The following is a 17,313-nucleotide window of genomic DNA, read 5'->3' as shown; positions in this document are numbered from 1 at the left end:
AGACCCGCCATGACACAATTCAAACCGAAAAACCCCGACTATGACGCACGCGTGCGCAACAGTTTCGATCGCCAGAAGGTGATGAACACGTTGGGGATCAGCATTGCCGAGTTGTTACCCGGTCGCATCGTTCTGGAAATGGCACATCAGGTTGCACTGACCCAGCAGCATGGGTTTTTGCATGCCGGAATCGTGTCGACAGCGCTGGACAGCGCCTGCGGATACGCGGCCTTTTCGCTGATGTCAGCGGACGCGGCAGTGTTGACGGCCGAATTCAAGATCAACCTACTCAACCCGGCGGACGGCGAACGGTTTCGCTTCGTCGCTGACGTGGTGAAACCAGGCAGGACGCTGACCATATGCGAGGCGCGTGCCTATGCCGTGAAGGGCCAGGATGAAAAGCTCGTCGCAACGATGACCGGAACGCTCATGGCGCTGATCGGGCGGGCGGGGGTCGCGGACTGAGCGCAACCCGGCCGCAGCACATCCGATCCGGGCGGCCGGACCGATTATTCAGACAGCTGGATCAGCTGTTCCAGCGGCTCGCGACCTCGGCCAACCGTTTCCCGTAGGCGCGCGCGGTATCCAGATCGCCGCCAGCAGGTTCAGACCTCCCAAGCGGTAATGTTAGCCTTTAGCAGTGCGGTCGCCGATTTTCCGTCGTCAGGGTTTTTCGGAGAGCTGAGACTGTATCGTAACGGAGGATCTGGTTCGGTTTCTGTTCAAGTTTATGCGGCAGCGGCCTGATGCTGCAACCGTAATTGGGATAAAGCGTTGGAAGCAAAAGGATGATGTCCCCGGGCGTGGTGTAGCTCCTCATGGGCCTCGCGCTCACTGGCGGGCCGAGCTGGTCAGTCGCGCTGCGCAGCAGGCAGGCTGACCATGACATCATCGCTGACCGGCGTGAGCGTTTCCAGATGTCGTCATGGGGCGGCCAGGACCGGATAGGCTGGCGCTTCCACAACCCAGAGGAGGACGGCATGAAGATCTTCATCGGCATCGACGTTTCGCTCGCGAGCTCCGCAGTCTGTGTGATCGACGAACATGGGCAGGTCGTGAAGCGGGCGCAGATCGACAGCGAGCCCGAGGCGCTTATCGCCTTCCTGCGGGACCTGCCCTTTACCATCGAGGCAATCGGACTGGAGGCAGGGCCGCTGTCGCAGTGGCTTCATCGCGGCCTGGGTGAAGCGGGCTTCGAACTGGTCCTGATGGAGACCCGGCAGGTCAAGGCGGTCCTGAAGGCCATGCCCGTCAAAACCGACCGCCGCGATGCCGAGGGCATTGCCAGGCTGCTCCGCATGGGCTGGTTCAGGCCGGTCCACTGCAAGTCGGTGTCCGCCCAGGAGATGCGCGCTTTGCTGAGCGCCCGCAAGGCGGTCCAGAAGGCGGCACTGGACATCGAGCAGTCCTTGCGCGGGGTCCTGCGCAATTTCGGGATGAAGCTCGGTCCTGTCGGCAAGGGCAAGGGGCGCTATGAATCACGGGTCCGAGAGCTGGTTGCCGGGAATGCCGCGCTGGAGGCAGCAGCCACGGCCATCCTCGATGCCCGGACGGTGCTGCGCGACAGGCTATCGGCGCTGGACCGCAGGGTGCTCGAGCTTGCCCGGCAGGACGATGCCTGCCGACTGATGATGACGATGCCCGGAGTCGGCGCCGTGGTCGCATTGACCGTGCGCTCGGCGATCGACGATCCGGCGCGGTTCCGGTCGTCTCGGGATGTAGGACCATGGGTCGGCCTGACGCCGCGGCGGGAACAGTCAGGCGAGCGCGATGTCACCGGCAGGATCACCAAGGCAGGAGATGCAGCGCTGCGGACGGCGCTCTTCAATGCCGCCACCGTGATGATGCATAATGCGAGGCCATGCCAGCTCAAGGCATGGGGCATGCAGGTTGCCAGACGCCGCGGATCGAAGCGCGCCACAGTGGCCGTCGCACGGCGGATCGGCGTCGTGCTTCATCGGATGTGGCTGGACGGAACCGAGTTCCGCCCGCAGCGCAAGCCGGTCCCGACTACAGCCTGAGACGATCATCGACACGGCAAGAAGGAGAAGATCAACTTCTGGCAGGGTCTGCCCCGCCACGAAGAAGTCCCCACCGGGACGCGGTTCCCGGCGACGCCGGATATGACGCTGCCGCCGGACGTTCCATCCGAGCGCGTTTTCCAGATGGGCGCCCGGGAACCGATCTCACCGACATCATGTAGGCGGCCAGCGCGCCGACCACGGACGGAAGCATGACACCGGTATGGGACTGGGAGTGGAGGCGATGGCGCTGCAGAAGGAGCACATGGTTTTGCCCAGGACCAACGCGGCTGTCGGCGCGGGCGGCGCTCCGATATCTGATGTCTCCGCGCCGCCCGCGCCTCGCGTTCCGCAGCCAGCCCGGCAATTGCGGGTGCCTTGCCGTGCAAATTCCGGATTGACGGCAGGGGCCCCAAGACGGAAGTGTCATGTAACGGCCGCGCTGGACGGTCCATTCCTCGGTCTGCTCCATCAGGATTGCCCCTACCAATCTCCGGATCGAGGCTTCGTTGGGGAAGATGCCGACGACGTCCGTGCGTCGCTTGATCTCACCGTTGAGGCGCTCAATCGGATTCGTGGAATGCAACTTCGCGCGGTGCTGGGCCGGGAAGGTCATGTAGGCCAGCACGTCCTCCTCCGCCGTATCCATGAGCGTGGCCAGTTTCGGCAGCTTGAGCCGCATCTGGTCCGCTACCAGCCGCCACTGGGTCTTGGCCGCGGCATGGTCAGGCTGCGCAAAAGCGGTGGCGATAAAGGCCGAGACGACCCTACGGCTGCTCTTGCCGGCATGGGCGAGCGCATTGCGTTGGAAATGAACCCGGCAACGCTGCCAGGAGGTCGTCAGCACCCGCGCCGTGGCCGCCTTGATGCCCTCATGCGCATCGCTGATCACCAGCTTCACGCCGGAAAGGCCGCGGCGCACGAGGTCGCGCAGAAACTCTGTCCAGAAGGGCTCGGCTTCGGAAGCACCGATCGCCATGCCCAGCACTTCGCGTCGGCCGTCGGTGGTCACGCCCACCGCGATCGTCACGGCGACGGATACGATCCGACCACCCTGGCGGACCTTGAGATAGGTCGCGTCGATCCACAGGTAGGGCCATTCTCCTTCTATCGGTCGGGTGAGGAAGGCATCGACCCGCTCGTCGATTTCTTCGCAGAGCCGACTGACCTGGCTCTTCGAGATCCCGGTGCCCCCCATGGCCTGCACCAGATCGTCCATGGACCGTGTCGAGACGCCATGGACATAAGCCTCTTGGATGACGGCCGTCAGCGCCTTTTCCACCGAGCGCCGGGGCTCGAGGAACGAGGGAAAGTAAGAGCCGGTCCGCAGGCGCGGGATGCGTAACTCGACACTGCCCGCACGGGTCTGCCAATCCCTGTCGCGGTAGCCATTGCGTTGCGCCAGCCGCTCGGTGCTCTTTTCGCCGTAGTCGGCGCCGGTCTTGGCGCCGACCTCCAGCTCCATCAGCCGCTCGGCGGCAAAGCCGATCATATCGCGCAGCAAGTCCGCATCGCCGCTCTTCTCGACGAGCGCGCGAAGGTCCATCATCGGTTTGGTCATCGGGTCTATCCCTCGGTTCAGGTTGGTGTCAGCAACCCGACCCTACCGAGAAACCCGATGGCCACCGACAGCTACACCACGCCCCGGGACGTCACCAGCAAAAGTCGCGGCGCTCCGCGCAAAGTTCCTTCGGCTGGACGCGGAGCTTGGGGAGGGACTATGGTTCGATGGCCACCGGTTCAGCCTCGTCGATGTCGTATTCGGCCCGGTCTTCCGTTATTTCGACGTTTTTGACGCCATCGGAGAGTTTGGCGTCTTCATAGGGCTTGCCCGGGTAAGGGCCTGGCGACATGAACTGGAGCATCGGGTTTCTGTGAAGAGTGCCGTCAGTGAAGACTACCCGACTCTTCTGCGTGACTTCATCAGACGGCGCAATTCTTACCTGTCCCAGATCATGCAGACAGGAGGGCCGAAGAAGACAGTTACACAGGTGTAATCGGCTGACCGCTGATCACTTGATATCGTTTTGTCGGGTCGCAGTACAGAACCGGACGTTTGAGTTCGCTTGGCGAATGCGCGCACTGTTCCGCACATCGGATAGTCGCCGACTTTCCCTTGAAGGCCCGCAGCAGCGTCAACCGGCACTTGCCGGCATTCCATGCCCGTCCGTGCGAAGCGCCGGGTTACCTGCTGCTCCCACAGCGCAACCTGGAACAAACCACCGATCGCGCTGATTAATGGCTTAGGGATCGAAGAATCCTCCTGAGCTCAATCCCCCGGAATACCCGCAGCCGTGTGGTCCGACAGAGGGCAGCACATCAATCGCGGGTCAATCTATCCCAGTTGGTGGACCTCTTTCAGGGGGCTACTCCAAAGGGGGGGGATGAGCTCATCGCAACGATGAAAGGAACGCTTTTATCGCTAGTGGGGCGAACGGGCGTGGCGGGGTGACGATCGGGTCAGAGCGAAAATTAATCTGCGAGCCGGGCTTCGAGGATATGCCGCTGGACCTTTCCGCTGGTCGATCTGGGAAAGTCCTCGAACGCGATGAAGCGAATTTCGCGCGGTCGTTTGTAGCCTGCGAGGTTGTCGCGGCACAAATTCATCAGCGCTTCGGCATCCGGCCCGTCCTTGCCGCGGGCGACAAAGGCCACCGGACTTTCCCCCCATTTCACGTCAAATGCCCTGACCACGGCGGCATCGACCACCCCGGGATGAGATAGAAGAACACGCTCGATCTCCGCAGGATAGACGTTCTCGCCGCCGGTCTTGATCAGGTATTTGGCCCGGTCCACAAAGTCGATGGTTCCGTCCGCATTGCGCCGGAACAAGTCGCCCATGTGGAAAAAGCCGTTGCGAAAGTCACGGGCGTTGGTGTCGTCGGCGTTCCAGTACCCGGAAAACAGCGTCTGACCCCGAAGCGCCATTTCGCCAGGCGTTCCATCCGGGACTTCGCGGTCGTCGGGATCGACCAGCCGTACCTCGCAAAAGGCGCTGATGCGTTTGGAAAGCCGGTCCGGGGTCACACCCGGCGCGATCAGATCGGCGGTTCCTGGCGGCAGGCCGGTTTCGGTTGCACCGAAGGAATTCAGGTAAGGCGTGTCCAGAAGGCCGGTCAGTTCCGCGATCTGATGCGGCGGCACCAGATCGGCCATAGCCCCACAAACCTTGATGCCTTTTACCGGCAAAGGGTTGGCGCGTCGTTCGGCAATAAAAGCTTCCAGCGCCCCGGGCATCATCACGAACCAGCCGATCCTGTGGCGTGACAGCGCCTCGTTGATGACGGCAGGCCTCAACCCGTCCACCATCACCACGGTCCCGCCCCGCAGGATCGTCGCCAGCGCATGATCGGTGGAGGCCATGTGGAACATCGGCGCCCAGGCGATGAACCCGTCGCCGGTATCCAGCGCCAGCTGGGCCGCAAAAACCATGGATCGGGCAATATGCGCGCGGTGGCTGATAAGCGCCCCCTTGGGCAGGCCCGTGGTCCCCGAGGTATAAAGGATCGTCAGACCAGCCTCTGGATCGTCGACCATGGTTCCGATGCGCGGGTCCGGTCCGGCCGCGGCAATGGCCGTGTCCAGATCCGGCCCGATAATCAGACAGGGCGTTGCCGCGACGGCCCGGTAAGCTTCTGAAAGGTCCGGTTCGACGACCGCGAGAACCGGCGCGACCAGATCTATGCAGTGCCGCAGTTCATCGGAAGCAAGCCGCCAGTTCAGACAGGCGACGATCGCGCCGATTCCCGCTGCGGCGAGTTCGACCTCCAGGTATTCAGAGCGGTTGTGCGCCAGGATCGCAATCCTGTCGCCCGGCGCAACGCCCCTGGCCAGAAACACGGCAGCCAGACGATCGACCCGCTCCAGCAGTTCTGCATAGGTCAGTTTCCTGCTGCCGTCCTCGATGGCCAGGGCGCGGGCGCAGTCATGTGCGCGGGTTCGAAAGATCGAATACAGATCAGCGCGCCCCGCGCGGATGACGTCGGTCAGCATGGTTTACCCCTTGCCCGGCCTTCGGTTCAGAGATCCTGCGCCAGGCGCACGCCCTCATCAATGGCGCGCAGCGCATCCAGTTCAGCGGCCTCTTTTGCCCCGCCGATCATCGTAACCGGGACGCCGCGCGCGGCAAGCTCTTGGGCCAGGGTCCGTTCCGGTTCCTGACCGGTGCATAGCACAATTGTATCGGCCGCAATGACCTTTGGCATTCCGTCCGCGACGATATGCAGTCCCGCATCGTCGATACGTTCATAGGTCACGCCGCCCATTGCCTCGACCCCATGTTTGCGCAGCGCGTTGCGCAGGATCCACCCTGTCGAAACACCAAGCCCCGCGCCCGGTTTGGCCGTCTTGCGTTGCAGCATAACGACCTTGCGGCGCGACGGTTTCGGTGCCAGAGGGTCGCCCGCCAGGGCACCCGACGACACAAATTCGGGGTCCACACCCCAGGTTTCGCAAAAGACTTCGGCGTTGGCGGTCTCGGCGGATTCGGTCACCAGGAACTCGGCCACATCATGACCGATGCCCCCTGCCCCCATCACGACGACACGGTCGCCCGCCACGCGGTCACCGGACAGAATTTCGGCGTAGGTCGCGACGCTGGGATGGTCGATACCCGGCAGGTCGGGAATGCGCGGCGTGACCCCGGTGGCGATCACCACATGGTCAAATCCGTCAAGATCGCTCGCCTCTGCCCGCTGTCCCAGACGTTGCGTGACCCCGTGTTTTTGCATCTGACCGGCATAATACCGAAGGGTTTCGTCGAATTCGTCCTTGCCCGGTGCGGCGCGGGCCAGATTCAGCTGACCGCCCAATTTGTCCTGCGCTTCGAACAGGGTGACATCGTGGCCCAGCCGCGCCGCCTCGGCGGCTGTGGCCATGCCCGCGGCACCACCGCCAACGACGGCCACTTTCTTTGGCGTGTCGGCTGGCGTATCCCGGAATTCCGTTTCACGCCCGGCCTTTGGATTGACCAGACATCCGACCGGACGGTCAGAAAAGATGAAATCCAGGCAGGCCTGGTTGCAGGCGATGCAGGTGTTGATCTCGTCCGCGCGGCCCTCTCGCGCCTTTTTCACGAAATGCGGATCGGCCAGAAACGGGCGCGCCATCGAGATCATGTCCGCATCGCCAGAGGCAAGTATGTCTTCGGCAAGCTGGGGTGTGTTGATCCGGTTCGAGGCGACCACCGGGATCGACACGGCCGCTTTCACGTTGGCTGCCGCCTTGCGCCAGGCACCGCGCGGCACCGGATAGGCGATCGTCGGCACGCGGGCCTCGTGCCAGCCGATGCCGGTGTTCAGAATATCCGCACCTGCGGCCTCGATCTTGCGGGCCAGTGCGGCAATTTCATCGGCGGGCGCGCCGCCCTCGATCAGATCGGCCGCCGAAATCCGGTAGATGACCAGAAAGTCGGGGCCGCAACGTTCGCGCACCGCGCGCACGATCTCGACCGGGAATCGGTGGCGGTTCGCGGCGCTGCCGCCCCAGTCGTCTTGGCGCTTGTTGGTATGGGTGACGGTGAATTCGTTGATCAGGTATCCCTCGGACCCCATGATCTCGACGCCATCAAAGCCTGCGGCCTGCGCATTGGCGGCCGCCACGGCAAAATCCTCGATGGTACGGAGAATGTCGGCTTCGGTCATTTCACGCGGGATGAAACGGTTGATCGGAGCGCGGATCGGCGACGGGGCGACACAGCCTTCGATCTTGGCATAGCGCCCGGCGTGAAGAAGTTGCGCGCAGATCAGGCTGCCTTCGGCCTGCACCGCCTCGCAGATCGGGCGCAGGTCAAGCGCTTCTTGCCGGGCATCGATTCGCGGACCTTCTGGATCAAATATGCCTTCGGCATTGGGCGAAAACCCGCCGGTGACCAGAATCGCCGCCTCCCCCCGCGCACGCTCGGCGTAAAACGCGATCTGTTTGGCTATGCCGTCAGGCTCGGTTTCCAACCGCGTGTGCATCGACCCCATGATGACACGATTTCGCAATGTATGTTGGCCTGCGCGGATGGGCGAGAGCATGGTTTCAAAGCTTCCATCTGGTCTATTTTTCACTTCGGTTCTCCTCCTCAAAACTGCACTTGATCTACAATCTAACATTTGTTAGATTTTTCTGGAAAGAAGATTTTCGCTCATGGGGAGGAGCACCGATGCAATTCCAGCCTACAGACGATCAGAAGGCGTTTCGCGAGACCGCAAAGCGCTTCGCAACTGAAAGACTTGCGCCCACATATCAAGAACGCGCCAGCGGCCATACATTCGACCGTGCGCTGATCAAGGAGATGGGCGCACTGGGGCTGATCGGGGCCGATCTGCCCGAGGAATTCGGGGGACTCGGCGAAAGCTCTGTCACGTCAGGGCTGATCGTCGAAGAGATCGCCTATGCTGATTTCAACGCAAGTTACGTGCAGCTTCTGGGCTCTCTCATGGGCGGAATGGTTGCCAAACATGCCTCCAAGGACATCGCGTCGGAATGGGTGCCCAAGGTTGTTTCGGGTGATGCTGTCATTGGCCTGGGCCTGACAGAGCCGCGCGGCGGTTCGGATGCGGCGAACCTGATTCTGAGGGCCGAGAAATCCGGCAACGGCTGGCGGCTGAACGGTGAAAAGACATCCATGAGTTTTGCCAGTCAGGCGGATGCGGCGGTCGTCTTTGCCCGTACCGGCGATCCTGACGGCGGCTCACGCGGGGTCAGCGCCTTTTTCGTCGATCTGAACCAGGAAGGCATCAAGCGCACCCATTTTGACGACATCGGCACCAAGCCTGTCGGGCGCGGCTCGGTTTTCTTTGACGATGTTTTCGTGCCGGCTGAAAACATGATGGCGGAACAGGACCGTGCCTTTGGCACGATCATGGCGGGCTTCGACTATTCCCGCGCACTGATCGGGCTGGAGTGCCTGGGGGCCGCGCAAGCGTCGGTGGATGAAACCTGGGCCTACGTTCAGGAGCGCGAGGCATTCGGAGCCCCGATCGTTCAGTATCAGGGTGTCAGCTTTCCCCTGGCCGAGGCCGAGACCCAACTGACCATGATGCGCCAGCTTTGTTATTACACGCTGGACCTGCGCGACCGTGGCCTGCCCCACACCTCTCAGGCCGCCATGTGCAAATGGTACCTGCCCAAAACCGCCTGCGAGATCCTGCACCAGTGCCTGATCCTGCACGGACATTACGGCTACACCACCGACCTGCCCCACCACCAGCGCTACAACGATGTGCTCGGCTTGCAGATCGGTGACGGCACCGCGCAGATCCAGAAGCTGGTGATCGCCCGCGAGAAGGTCGGTCGCATGGCGCTGCAGTATGACAAGAAGGCGAAGGGAGCGGCCAAATGAGCGGCCCCATCCTCGTCACTTCCGAGGGCAACACCGGCATCATCGAACTTGCCCGCCCCGAGAAATTCAATTGCCTGTCACTTGACGTGCATGAGCGCATTTCTGCTGCGCGGTCGGAATTCGAGGCGAACCCGGATATTCGGGCGATCCTGATCCGGGCGCAAGGCAAGAACTTTTGCACCGGCGCCGATCTGGTGGAAGTGAAAGGTAAATTGAACGATCCCGCCGCGCTGGACCATTTCATCGCCTTTGGCATGAAAAACCTGCGTGCGCTCGAAACCTCCTCCCTCCCTGTCGTAGTCGCAGTGCAGGGGTTGTGTCTGGCCGGCGGGATCGAACTGATGCTGGCCTGCGACGTGTGCTTTGCGGCCGAAAGCGCCCAGTTTGGCGATCAGCATGCGCAATTCGGGCTGATTCCCGGTTGGGGTGGCTCGCAGCGGCTGACGCGGTTGATGGGGCAGCGCCGGGCGCTCGACCTGATGTTCTCGGCCCGCTGGCTCAAGTCGGACGAGGCCAAAGAGGCCGGCCTGGTCAACTACATCGTGCCGGATGCGGATCTGTACAAGATCTCGCTGGAATACTGCCAGAAGATCGCCACCCGCTCGCGTCCCGGCATCGCGGAGATGAAGCGGTTGGCGCGCGAAGGCGCGGACCTTGGTATCGACCAGCAGATGCGGCTTGAGCGCGATGCCGCGGTGCGCGCACTGCCCAGCGATGACGTGGCCGAGGGCCTCGACGCATTCGAGAACCGGCGCGCCCCCGAATTCAAGGCCTGAGGACGAAACATGGATTTCATTTTGAACGACGAACAACGCCAGATTTACGAGTATGGCGGCCAGCTGGCGCAGAAATACGACAATGCGTATTGGCTGGACCACGCGCGCAGGCATGAGTTCCCGCACGAGATGTTCAGGCAGATTGCCGATGACGGTTTCCTGGGCATCATGGTGCCCGAGGAATTCGGCGGCGCGGGCCTTGGTATGACCGAAATGGCCCTGTTCATGGAGGGCACCGCCAATCACGGCATTCCGCTTTTGATGATGGTGGTCGGGCCGACCATGTCGCTGGCCCATATCGCCAGCCACGGGAGCGAGTTCCACAAGAAAGAACTGCTGCCGGCTGCCTGCCGCGGTGATATCCAGTTCTGTTTCGCGATCACCGAACCGGGGGCCGGGTCGAACACGATGAAGGCCACTACGCTGGCCAAGCGTCGAGGCAACCGGTTCAGCCTGTCGGGCGAAAAGACCTTCATCACCGGGGCCGAAGTGGCCGACTACTGCCTTGTGGTGGCGCGGACCAAACCGCATACCGAGGTCAGCCGCAAGACCGACGGCTTTACCCTGTTCGCCGTGGATCTGAAGAAAAAAGGCGTCGACAAGCAGCGGGTGAAGATCTCGATCCCCCTGCCCGAGGAGCAGTGGACACTGTTCTTCGACGATGTGGATCTCGGCCCCGAGGATGTGGTCGGCGAGGTGGACGAAGGGTTCTCGATCCTGTTCGACAGCCTCAACCCCGAGCGTATCATCCTGGCCGCCTTGTGCTGCGGCATCGGCCGGTTCGCCCTGAACAAGGGCGTGGCCTATGCCTCCGAGCGCAATGTGTTCGGCCAACCCATCGGTGCGCACCAGGGCGTACAGCATCCGATGGCCAAGGCGCATACGGCAGTCGAAATGGCCAGTCTGATGACCCGGCGCGCGGCATGGGAGTTCGACAACAAGCTGCCTGCCGGTGCGTCGTCGAACATGGCGAAATATGCCGCCGCCGAAGCCGGGATCGAAGCGGTCGACGCGGCGCTTCAGGCGCATGGTGGATCGGGCTTTACCGAAGATACGGGACTTTACGAAATGTACCCGCTGGTCCGCCTGCTGCGCACAGCGCCGGTGAACCGCGAACTGTGCCTGAGCTTTATCGGCGAAAAGGTCATGGGCCTGCCACGATCCTATTGATCGCCACCGCTTGGAACGGAGAACGACATGCAATTTGGAATGCGCTTCCGGCGGGAAGATGCCGCCGACAAGGTAAATGATCGCTTCTGGCACGCGATCGAGGGCACGCCGCTCGACGAGGTGCGCCGTATTCAGGAAGAGCGACTGCGCGATCAGATGACCTATCTCAAGGCAAACTCGACTTTCTATCAGGAGAAGTTCGCGAAAGCCGGTGTGGAATTCGACGATATCCGCACCATCGAAGACCTGCAGAAACTGCCCTATACCTACAAGACCGAGATCCGCGAAAGCCTGGCCGCCGATCCGCCGTTCGGCAAACACCGCGCCGCGCCCATGTACGAGATCATCCAAATGCAGGCATCGTCGGGCACGACCGGCAGCCCCTCATATGTGGCCCTGACCGAATCCGACGCCGAAATGTGGCACGAGATGACGGCACGCTGTTTCTTTGCCAATGGCGTGCGGCCGGGCGACATGGTGCTGCACGCGTTTTCGCTCGCCAAGGGCTTTGTCGGCGGCATCCCCGTGATGCAGGGGTTGCAGTACATGGGCACGATCGATGTGCCGGTGGGCGCCGATGGCGGCGCGGAACGGCTGCTGCGTGCCTGTGCCGATACCCGTCCGCGCTGCATCGTCGGTGCCCCGAATTTCGTGCTGCACCTGGCCGAAAAAGCGCCCGAAGTGCTGGGCTGCAAGGCCGACGAACTGGGCGTCGAACGGGTGATCGTGGGTGGTGAACCGGGTGGCGGCATCCCCTCTATCCGCGCCAAAATCGAAAAGGCCTGGGGCGCGAAATGCACCGAGATGCTGGGCGGCACCGATCTGGGCGTGACCTACTGGGCCGAGTGCGACGCCCAGTCGGGTATGCACATGGTCAACATGGATTATGTCCTGACCGAGCTGCTCGACCCGGAGAGCGGCAGGATCATTCCCTGGAAAAAAGGCGCAGAAGGCGAGATGGTCTATACCGCGCTCGGCCGCCAGGCCAGCCCGCTCGTGCGGTTCCGGTCAGGCGACTACATCGAGGTCATCGACACCGAATGCTCCTGCGGCCGCACCGGCCCCAAGATCCGCTGCACCGGGCGCACAGATGACATGCTGATCGTTCGCGGGGCCAATGTCTTTCCGTCCGCAATCAACAGCCTAATCATCGAAATGGTGCCCGAGACCAACGGCGTCATGCGGATTGTCGCAGATTTCGAGGGCCATACTACGCAAGGCGCGCTGACGGTGATCGTCGAACGTGGCCCCGGTCGCGATCCGGCCGATGACGGCGCCCTGAAAAAGAAGATCGAACAGCGACTTCGCGACGCGCTCGTCTTCAAGGCCGACGTCCATCTGGTCGCGCCCGACACTTTCGAAAAACCCGGCGCAGCTAAAGTTGCCTTCGTTCTGAGAGAATATCCCGACCTGCCATGACACGAATGAAATCCCTTCTCGACACCGGATCTAATGACTTCCGGGAAAACGACGCGCAGTATCGCGCAAAGATTGCCGAACTGCACGCCCTTCGCCTGACCCAACGCGTCGGCGGCCCCGAAAAGGCACGCGAACGGCATGTGAAGAAAGGCAAGATCCTGCCGCGAGAAAGGATCGAACGGCTGATCGACCCGGGCACACCATTTCTGGAACTCGGCGAGTTGGCCGGATTGAATATGCACAAGGGAGTTCCACCCGGCGCCGGCATCATTACCGGTATTGGCGTGATCGAAGGCCGTCAGTGCATGATCATCGCCAATGATGCCACCGTAAAGGGCGGCACCTATTTCGGGATCACCTGCCGCAAACACGTCCGGGCACAGAAAATTGCCTGGAAAAACCGCCTGCCCGTCATCACCCTCGTGGACTCCGGCGGTGCCTTCCTGCCCGACCAGGCCAACCTTTTCCCCGACGAAGGCCAGTTCGGCTCCATCTTTCACCAACAGATCGGCATGTCTGGCGATGGTGTGCCGCAAATCGCCGTGGTCATGGGGCCCTGCACCGCGGGTGGTGCCTATATCCCCGCGCTCTGTGACGAAGTGGTGATCGTGCGCGGTCAGGGCTTTATGTATCTGGGCGGACCGGAATTGACCTTTGCCGCAACCGGCGAAAAGGTCGAAGCCGAAGAACTGGGTGGCGGCAAGATGCATTCGTCCGTTTCCGGTGTGACCGACCATTTGGCCGAAGATGACGCCCACGCTCTGGCCATCACGCGCGAAATTGTCAGCCATCTTGGCGAAAAACCCCAACCCCGCAAGACGCCCGAAACGCCCCGTGCGCCCGCCTACCCGGTCGAAGAGATTTATGGGCTCATCAGCCGCGACCCCAAGGTGCCGACCGACAACCGCGAAATCGTGGCTCGGTTGGTCGATGAGAGCGATTTTCACGAATTCAAGCCGCTTTATGGCGACACGATCATGACCGGCTGGGGGCGCATCCACGGCCACGAGGTCGGGATCATCGCCAATACAGGCGTGCTTTTCGTCGAAGCCGCGCTGAAGGCGACGCATTTCATCAATCTCTGCGTCCAGCGTGATATTCCGCTGCTGTTCCTGGCCGATGTGAACGGCTTCATGGTGGGCCGCGAGGTCGAGCAGATGGGCATTGCCAAGGCTGGCGCCAAGATGATCACGGCCATGTCTTCGGCCCGGGTGCCGAAATTCACAATCATCACCGGTGGCTCTTACGGGGCCGGATACCTGGCGATGCTGGGCCGCCCGTTCCAGCCGGACGCAATGTTCGCCTGGCCGACGGGACGGTCGGCAATCATGGGGCCGGAACAGGCCGCCAGCGTGCTGGCTCAGGTCCGCGCGCAGATCAACGAACGCGAAGGCAAAAGCTGGACCCCCGAGGAGGAGGAAGCCTTCAAGGCACCGATCCGCAAGGAATACGAAGATTTTCAGGGAGCCTATAATTTTGCTTCCAACCTTTGGATCGACAGCGTGATCGAGCCCTGTGAGACCCGTGACGTCATGGCGCTGATGCTGGATGTGACATCGCGCAGACCCAAGGTCGATACCAACTTCGGCGTGTTCAGGATGTGATGAGCGAACCGTGAAAATCAAAACGCTTCTAATCGCCAACCGCGGCGAAATTGCCTGCCGGATCGCGCGCACCGCGCGGGCCAGCGGTATCACCCCTGTCGGCGTGCATTCGCAGGCCGATGCCAATGCCCTGCATGTCCGCGAGATCGGCAAGTCGGTCTGTATCGGCGCCGGACCTGCATCTGAGAGCTATTTGAAAATCGACGCAGTGATTGCCGCCGCGCAATCGGTGGGCGCGGATGCGATCCATCCCGGTTACGGCTTTCTGGCCGAAAACCCCGATTTTGCCCGTGCGGTCGAAGCCGCCGGCATGATCTTCATGGGGCCGACGCCGGCGACGCTTGAACGTTTCGGGGACAAGGCCAGCGCCAAGGAAGCCGCCGTGGCTGCCAGCGTCCCGGTGATTTCGGGCGCGGAAGGCGCGCGGTCGGATCCCCGGGAAATCGCCGACGAAGTGCGCCAAATGGGCCTGCCGGTCCTGCTCAAGGCTGTCGGCGGCGGTGGTGGGCGCGGACAACGGCTCGTCACCGACGAAACCACGCTGGTCGAGGACATCGAAGGCGCGCTGCGCGAAGCAAAATCCACCTTCGGCTCCGAAGGGCTGCTGTTGGAGCGTTTCCTGCCCGAGGCGCGCCATGTCGAAGTGCAGATCGCAGGTGACGGCAAGGGCCATGTGGTGCATCTGTTCGAACGCGATTGCACGCTTCAGCGCCGCCACCAGAAGGTCATCGAGGAAGCCCCGGCCTGGGGTCTGCCCCGGACGCTTATGGACGACATCGCGCGCGACGCGGTGCGTCTTGGTGAAACGCTGGACTATCGCGGGCTGGGCACGGTCGAGTTTCTGGTCGCGGGTGACGAGTATTTCTTCCTTGAGGTGAACCCGCGCATTCAGGTGGAACATCCCGTCACCGAAGCGATCACCGGGCTGGACCTTGTCGCGCTTCACCTGCGGATTGCCGAAGGCGCGGGCCTTGGACTGGTGCAGGACGATCTGACGATCAACGGCCACGCGGTCGAGGCGCGGCTTTACGCCGAAGATCCGGCGATGCAATTCGCCCCGTCGACGGGCACGCTCTCCACGCTCAGCCTGCCATCGGGCCTGCGCATCGACAGCGGCGTCGAAGAAGGCGATGACGTCACGCCCTACTACGACCCGATGATCGCCAAGCTGATCGTGCACGCGCCCGACCGGGAAACCGCATTGGCACGTCTGGCCACGGCGCTTGATCATGTCGCGGTCGAAGGTGTCGAGACCAATCGCGCCTTTCTAACGGCGCTGGCGCGAAACCATGAATTCGAACGGATGCAGGTGCATACCCGCTGGATCGACGGCAGGCTGGATGAGCTGACACAGGCACCCGGCCTGACCCGCCCCGATCTGTGGAAAGCGACCGCTGCCATTCTCTTCGTGACCAAGTCGCGCAGCGACACAAACGCCAATCCCTGGACCAACCGTGATGCCTTTACCGGCTGGCGGCTTGGTCTGGGCGGCGATGCGATTGAAGCGGGGCAGCGCGTGACGCTTACCGATTCTGACGAGGTATCCGAGGAACTGCGCGTCAGTCCTGTCAAACCGGGTGCCAGATACACCGTCTATTCGGAAAACGGCGAGGCGCTGACACTGTCGGCACGTGAACTGACCCCGGGCTGTTGGCGTGTCGGCGAAGGCGACACCGTCCATCTGATCGAGGCACGTCTGCACGCGGGCGTGATCGAACTGGACACGCCCGAAGGCCGCCTGGTCTTCCGCCCCGCCGCGCCCCTTGCCTTTGCCGGCGGCGATGCTGCGGCGGATCGCGCCGTGACCTCTCCGCTGACCGGCATGATTGTCGAAATCAAGGTCTCCGATGGTCAGAGCGTGGCCGAAGGCGACGTGGTTGCGGTCATGGAATCCATGAAACTCGAAATCTCGATCCGGGCAGCCGCGGCCGGGATCGCCAGCCACATATCCGTCTCGAATGGAGACATGGTCGATCGCGGCCAGGTCATCGCCGAGATTCTGCCATCCGAGGAGTGATGAAATGACCGACTTTCCCAAATTCGTAGAATTTCGTGAAGAAGGCCCGCGCGAGGGTTTTCAGATCGAAAAAAAGATTTATCCAATCGAAGAGCGGATCGAACTGATCGACATGCTCAGCGAAACCGGTCTGAAGCGCATTCAGGTCGGAAGTTTCGTCAGCCCGAAATACGTACCGCAAATGGCCGACACCGGCGAGTTGTTCCAGCGTATCAAGCGCAAGCCGGGCGTGAATTACACGTCGCTGTGGCTGAACGACAAAGGGTTTCGCAAGGCCCTGACCGCGCATGAGGTCGATATCGACCCGCGTCTGCTGTTCTATCCCTCCGAGGCATTTGCCCAGTCAAACAACAATTGTTCCTCGGCGGAAATGCGGGAGAGACAACGGGACTGGGTCCGTCTTTACAAGGAAGAGGGATATACGGTCGACGCAGCCTATGTGATGACCGCCTTCGGCTGCAACCTCGAAGGCCCTATCCCCCAAGAACGCATTCTGGACGATTTCCGCTTTATCCTCCAACTGTGCGAGGAAGAGGACATCCCCGTGCCGATCCTTGTGATCGCCGACACCATGGGTTGGGGAAACCCCGAGGCGGTCAAACGGATGATCGGCGCGCTGCGGGAAATGGCGCCCGAGGCGCGCATCGGTATGCACATCCATGATACGCGTGGGTTGGGGATCGCCAACGTTTATGCGGCCCTGTCGATGGGCGTGGACATGTTCGAAAGCTCCGTCGCCGGTCTTGGCGGCTGTCCTTTCGCGGGCCACGGCCACGCGCGCGCCGCAGGAAATGTCTGCACCGAGGATGCAGTGTTCCTGTGTCACGAGCTCGGCATCGAAACCGGCATTGATCTGGACAAGCTGATCGCAGCGGCGGTCAAGGCAGAAGAGATCATCGGCGTGCCGCTGATGGGCCGGGTCATGCATACCGGCGGGTTGGACAAATACCGCAAGGCGGGCTGAGGAGGGAAGAAG

The 17,313-nt window shown here is 62.1% G+C and carries 12 protein-coding genes and 1 pseudogene; 10 read left to right on the top strand and 3 right to left on the bottom strand.

The annotated features are described in order from the left end of the window. The first annotated feature begins 9 nt into the window (after nucleotides 1-9). Together BMI87_RS17905 and BMI87_RS17900 are read left to right on the top strand one after the other, a co-directional pair. Nucleotides 10-465, top strand: a complete 456-nt coding sequence (locus BMI87_RS17905) for a PaaI family thioesterase (RefSeq protein ID WP_028093910.1) — start codon at nucleotides 10-12, stop codon at nucleotides 463-465. A gap of 515 nt (nucleotides 466-980) precedes the next feature. Beyond that, nucleotides 981-2,021 (top strand): IS110 family transposase, encoded by a 1,041-nt coding sequence (locus BMI87_RS17900; protein WP_146681660.1) that lies wholly within the window; start codon nucleotides 981-983, stop codon nucleotides 2,019-2,021. Nucleotides 2,022-2,427: 406 nt separating this feature from the next. On the opposite strand, the pseudogene BMI87_RS17895 reads toward BMI87_RS17900, so the two are convergent. After that, nucleotides 2,428-3,582, bottom strand: a pseudogene (locus tag BMI87_RS17895) (IS256 family transposase); the annotation flags it as partial. A gap of 25 nt (nucleotides 3,583-3,607) precedes the next feature. Between BMI87_RS17895 and BMI87_RS17890 the strand changes: the two are divergent. Continuing rightward, nucleotides 3,608-4,018, top strand: coding sequence for a glutathione S-transferase domain-containing protein (locus BMI87_RS17890; protein ID WP_229861753.1), 411 nt, complete (start codon nucleotides 3,608-3,610; stop codon nucleotides 4,016-4,018). 475 nt (nucleotides 4,019-4,493) lie between these two features. On the opposite strand, the gene BMI87_RS17885 is transcribed toward BMI87_RS17890, so the two are convergent. Beyond that, nucleotides 4,494-6,014, bottom strand: a complete 1,521-nt coding sequence (locus BMI87_RS17885) for a class I adenylate-forming enzyme family protein (RefSeq protein WP_028093908.1) — start codon at nucleotides 6,012-6,014, stop codon at nucleotides 4,494-4,496. Nucleotides 6,015-6,040: 26 nt separating this feature from the next. Beyond that, nucleotides 6,041-8,041 carry an NADPH-dependent 2,4-dienoyl-CoA reductase gene (locus BMI87_RS17880; RefSeq protein WP_035366641.1) on the bottom strand — a complete coding sequence of 667 codons (2,001 nt, stop codon included), beginning with the start codon at nucleotides 8,039-8,041 and terminating at the stop codon, nucleotides 6,041-6,043. Nucleotides 8,042-8,169: 128 nt separating this feature from the next. On the opposite strand from BMI87_RS17880, the gene BMI87_RS17875 reads away from it, so the two are divergent. From BMI87_RS17875 to BMI87_RS17845, 7 genes are read left to right on the top strand one after another with little or no spacing between them, the layout of a single operon-like run. After that, a complete protein-coding gene (locus BMI87_RS17875) occupies nucleotides 8,170-9,351 on the top strand; it encodes an acyl-CoA dehydrogenase family protein (protein ID WP_028093906.1) in 1,182 nt (393 codons plus the stop codon). Further along, entirely contained in the window at nucleotides 9,348-10,127 is a 780-nt protein-coding gene (locus tag BMI87_RS17870) for an enoyl-CoA hydratase/isomerase family protein (RefSeq protein ID WP_028093905.1), read from the top strand. The genes BMI87_RS17875 and BMI87_RS17870 overlap by 4 nt, the downstream gene beginning before the upstream one ends. Nucleotides 10,128-10,136: 9 nt before the next feature. After that, the gene (locus BMI87_RS17865; protein ID WP_028093904.1) at nucleotides 10,137-11,297 is read left to right on the top strand and encodes an acyl-CoA dehydrogenase family protein; all 1,161 of its coding nucleotides are present in this window, start codon (nucleotides 10,137-10,139) and stop codon (nucleotides 11,295-11,297) included. A gap of 27 nt (nucleotides 11,298-11,324) precedes the next feature. Then, entirely contained in the window at nucleotides 11,325-12,716 is a 1,392-nt protein-coding gene (locus BMI87_RS17860) for a phenylacetate--CoA ligase family protein (protein WP_028093903.1), read from the top strand. Beyond that, nucleotides 12,713-14,320, top strand: coding sequence for an acyl-CoA carboxylase subunit beta (locus BMI87_RS17855; RefSeq protein WP_028093902.1), 1,608 nt, complete (start codon nucleotides 12,713-12,715; stop codon nucleotides 14,318-14,320). Before BMI87_RS17860 ends, BMI87_RS17855 begins: the two co-directional genes overlap by 4 nt. Before the next feature lie 10 nt (nucleotides 14,321-14,330). Further along, nucleotides 14,331-16,337 carry a biotin carboxylase N-terminal domain-containing protein gene (locus tag BMI87_RS17850; RefSeq protein ID WP_028093901.1) on the top strand — a complete coding sequence of 669 codons (2,007 nt, stop codon included), beginning with the start codon at nucleotides 14,331-14,333 and terminating at the stop codon, nucleotides 16,335-16,337. Between the two features lie 4 nt (nucleotides 16,338-16,341). Beyond that, on the top strand, nucleotides 16,342-17,301 hold the full coding sequence (locus BMI87_RS17845; RefSeq protein WP_028093900.1) for a hydroxymethylglutaryl-CoA lyase: 960 nt from the start codon (nucleotides 16,342-16,344) through the stop codon (nucleotides 17,299-17,301). The last annotated feature ends 12 nt before the right edge of the window (nucleotides 17,302-17,313 follow it).

The organism is Thioclava sp. F28-4, from assembly GCF_002020045.1.
GTDB classification, from domain to species: domain Bacteria; phylum Pseudomonadota; class Alphaproteobacteria; order Rhodobacterales; family Rhodobacteraceae; genus Thioclava; species Thioclava sediminum.
Note: the sequence above shows the minus strand (reverse complement) of the source record. Positions and strands in the feature narration are given on the sequence as shown.

What these genes read in the sequence shown, in the direction of transcription:
- BMI87_RS17860 (WP_028093903.1), top strand. Translation starts at nt 11,325, where the DNA reads ATGCAATTTGGAATGCGCTTCCGGCGGGAAGATGCCGCCGACAAGGTA.
- BMI87_RS17905 (WP_028093910.1), top strand. Translation starts at nt 10, where the DNA reads ATGACACAATTCAAACCGAAAAACCCCGACTATGACGCACGCGTGCGC.
- BMI87_RS17865 (WP_028093904.1), top strand. Translation starts at nt 10,137, where the DNA reads ATGGATTTCATTTTGAACGACGAACAACGCCAGATTTACGAGTATGGC.
- BMI87_RS17880 (WP_035366641.1), bottom strand. Translation starts at nt 8,041, where the DNA reads ATGCTCTCGCCCATCCGCGCAGGCCAACATACATTGCGAAATCGTGTC.
- BMI87_RS17875 (WP_028093906.1), top strand. Translation starts at nt 8,170, where the DNA reads ATGCAATTCCAGCCTACAGACGATCAGAAGGCGTTTCGCGAGACCGCA.
- BMI87_RS17855 (WP_028093902.1), top strand. Translation starts at nt 12,713, where the DNA reads ATGACACGAATGAAATCCCTTCTCGACACCGGATCTAATGACTTCCGG.
- BMI87_RS17900 (WP_146681660.1), top strand. Translation starts at nt 981, where the DNA reads ATGAAGATCTTCATCGGCATCGACGTTTCGCTCGCGAGCTCCGCAGTC.
- BMI87_RS17845 (WP_028093900.1), top strand. Translation starts at nt 16,342, where the DNA reads ATGACCGACTTTCCCAAATTCGTAGAATTTCGTGAAGAAGGCCCGCGC.
- BMI87_RS17870 (WP_028093905.1), top strand. Translation starts at nt 9,348, where the DNA reads ATGAGCGGCCCCATCCTCGTCACTTCCGAGGGCAACACCGGCATCATC.
- BMI87_RS17885 (WP_028093908.1), bottom strand. Translation starts at nt 6,014, where the DNA reads ATGCTGACCGACGTCATCCGCGCGGGGCGCGCTGATCTGTATTCGATC.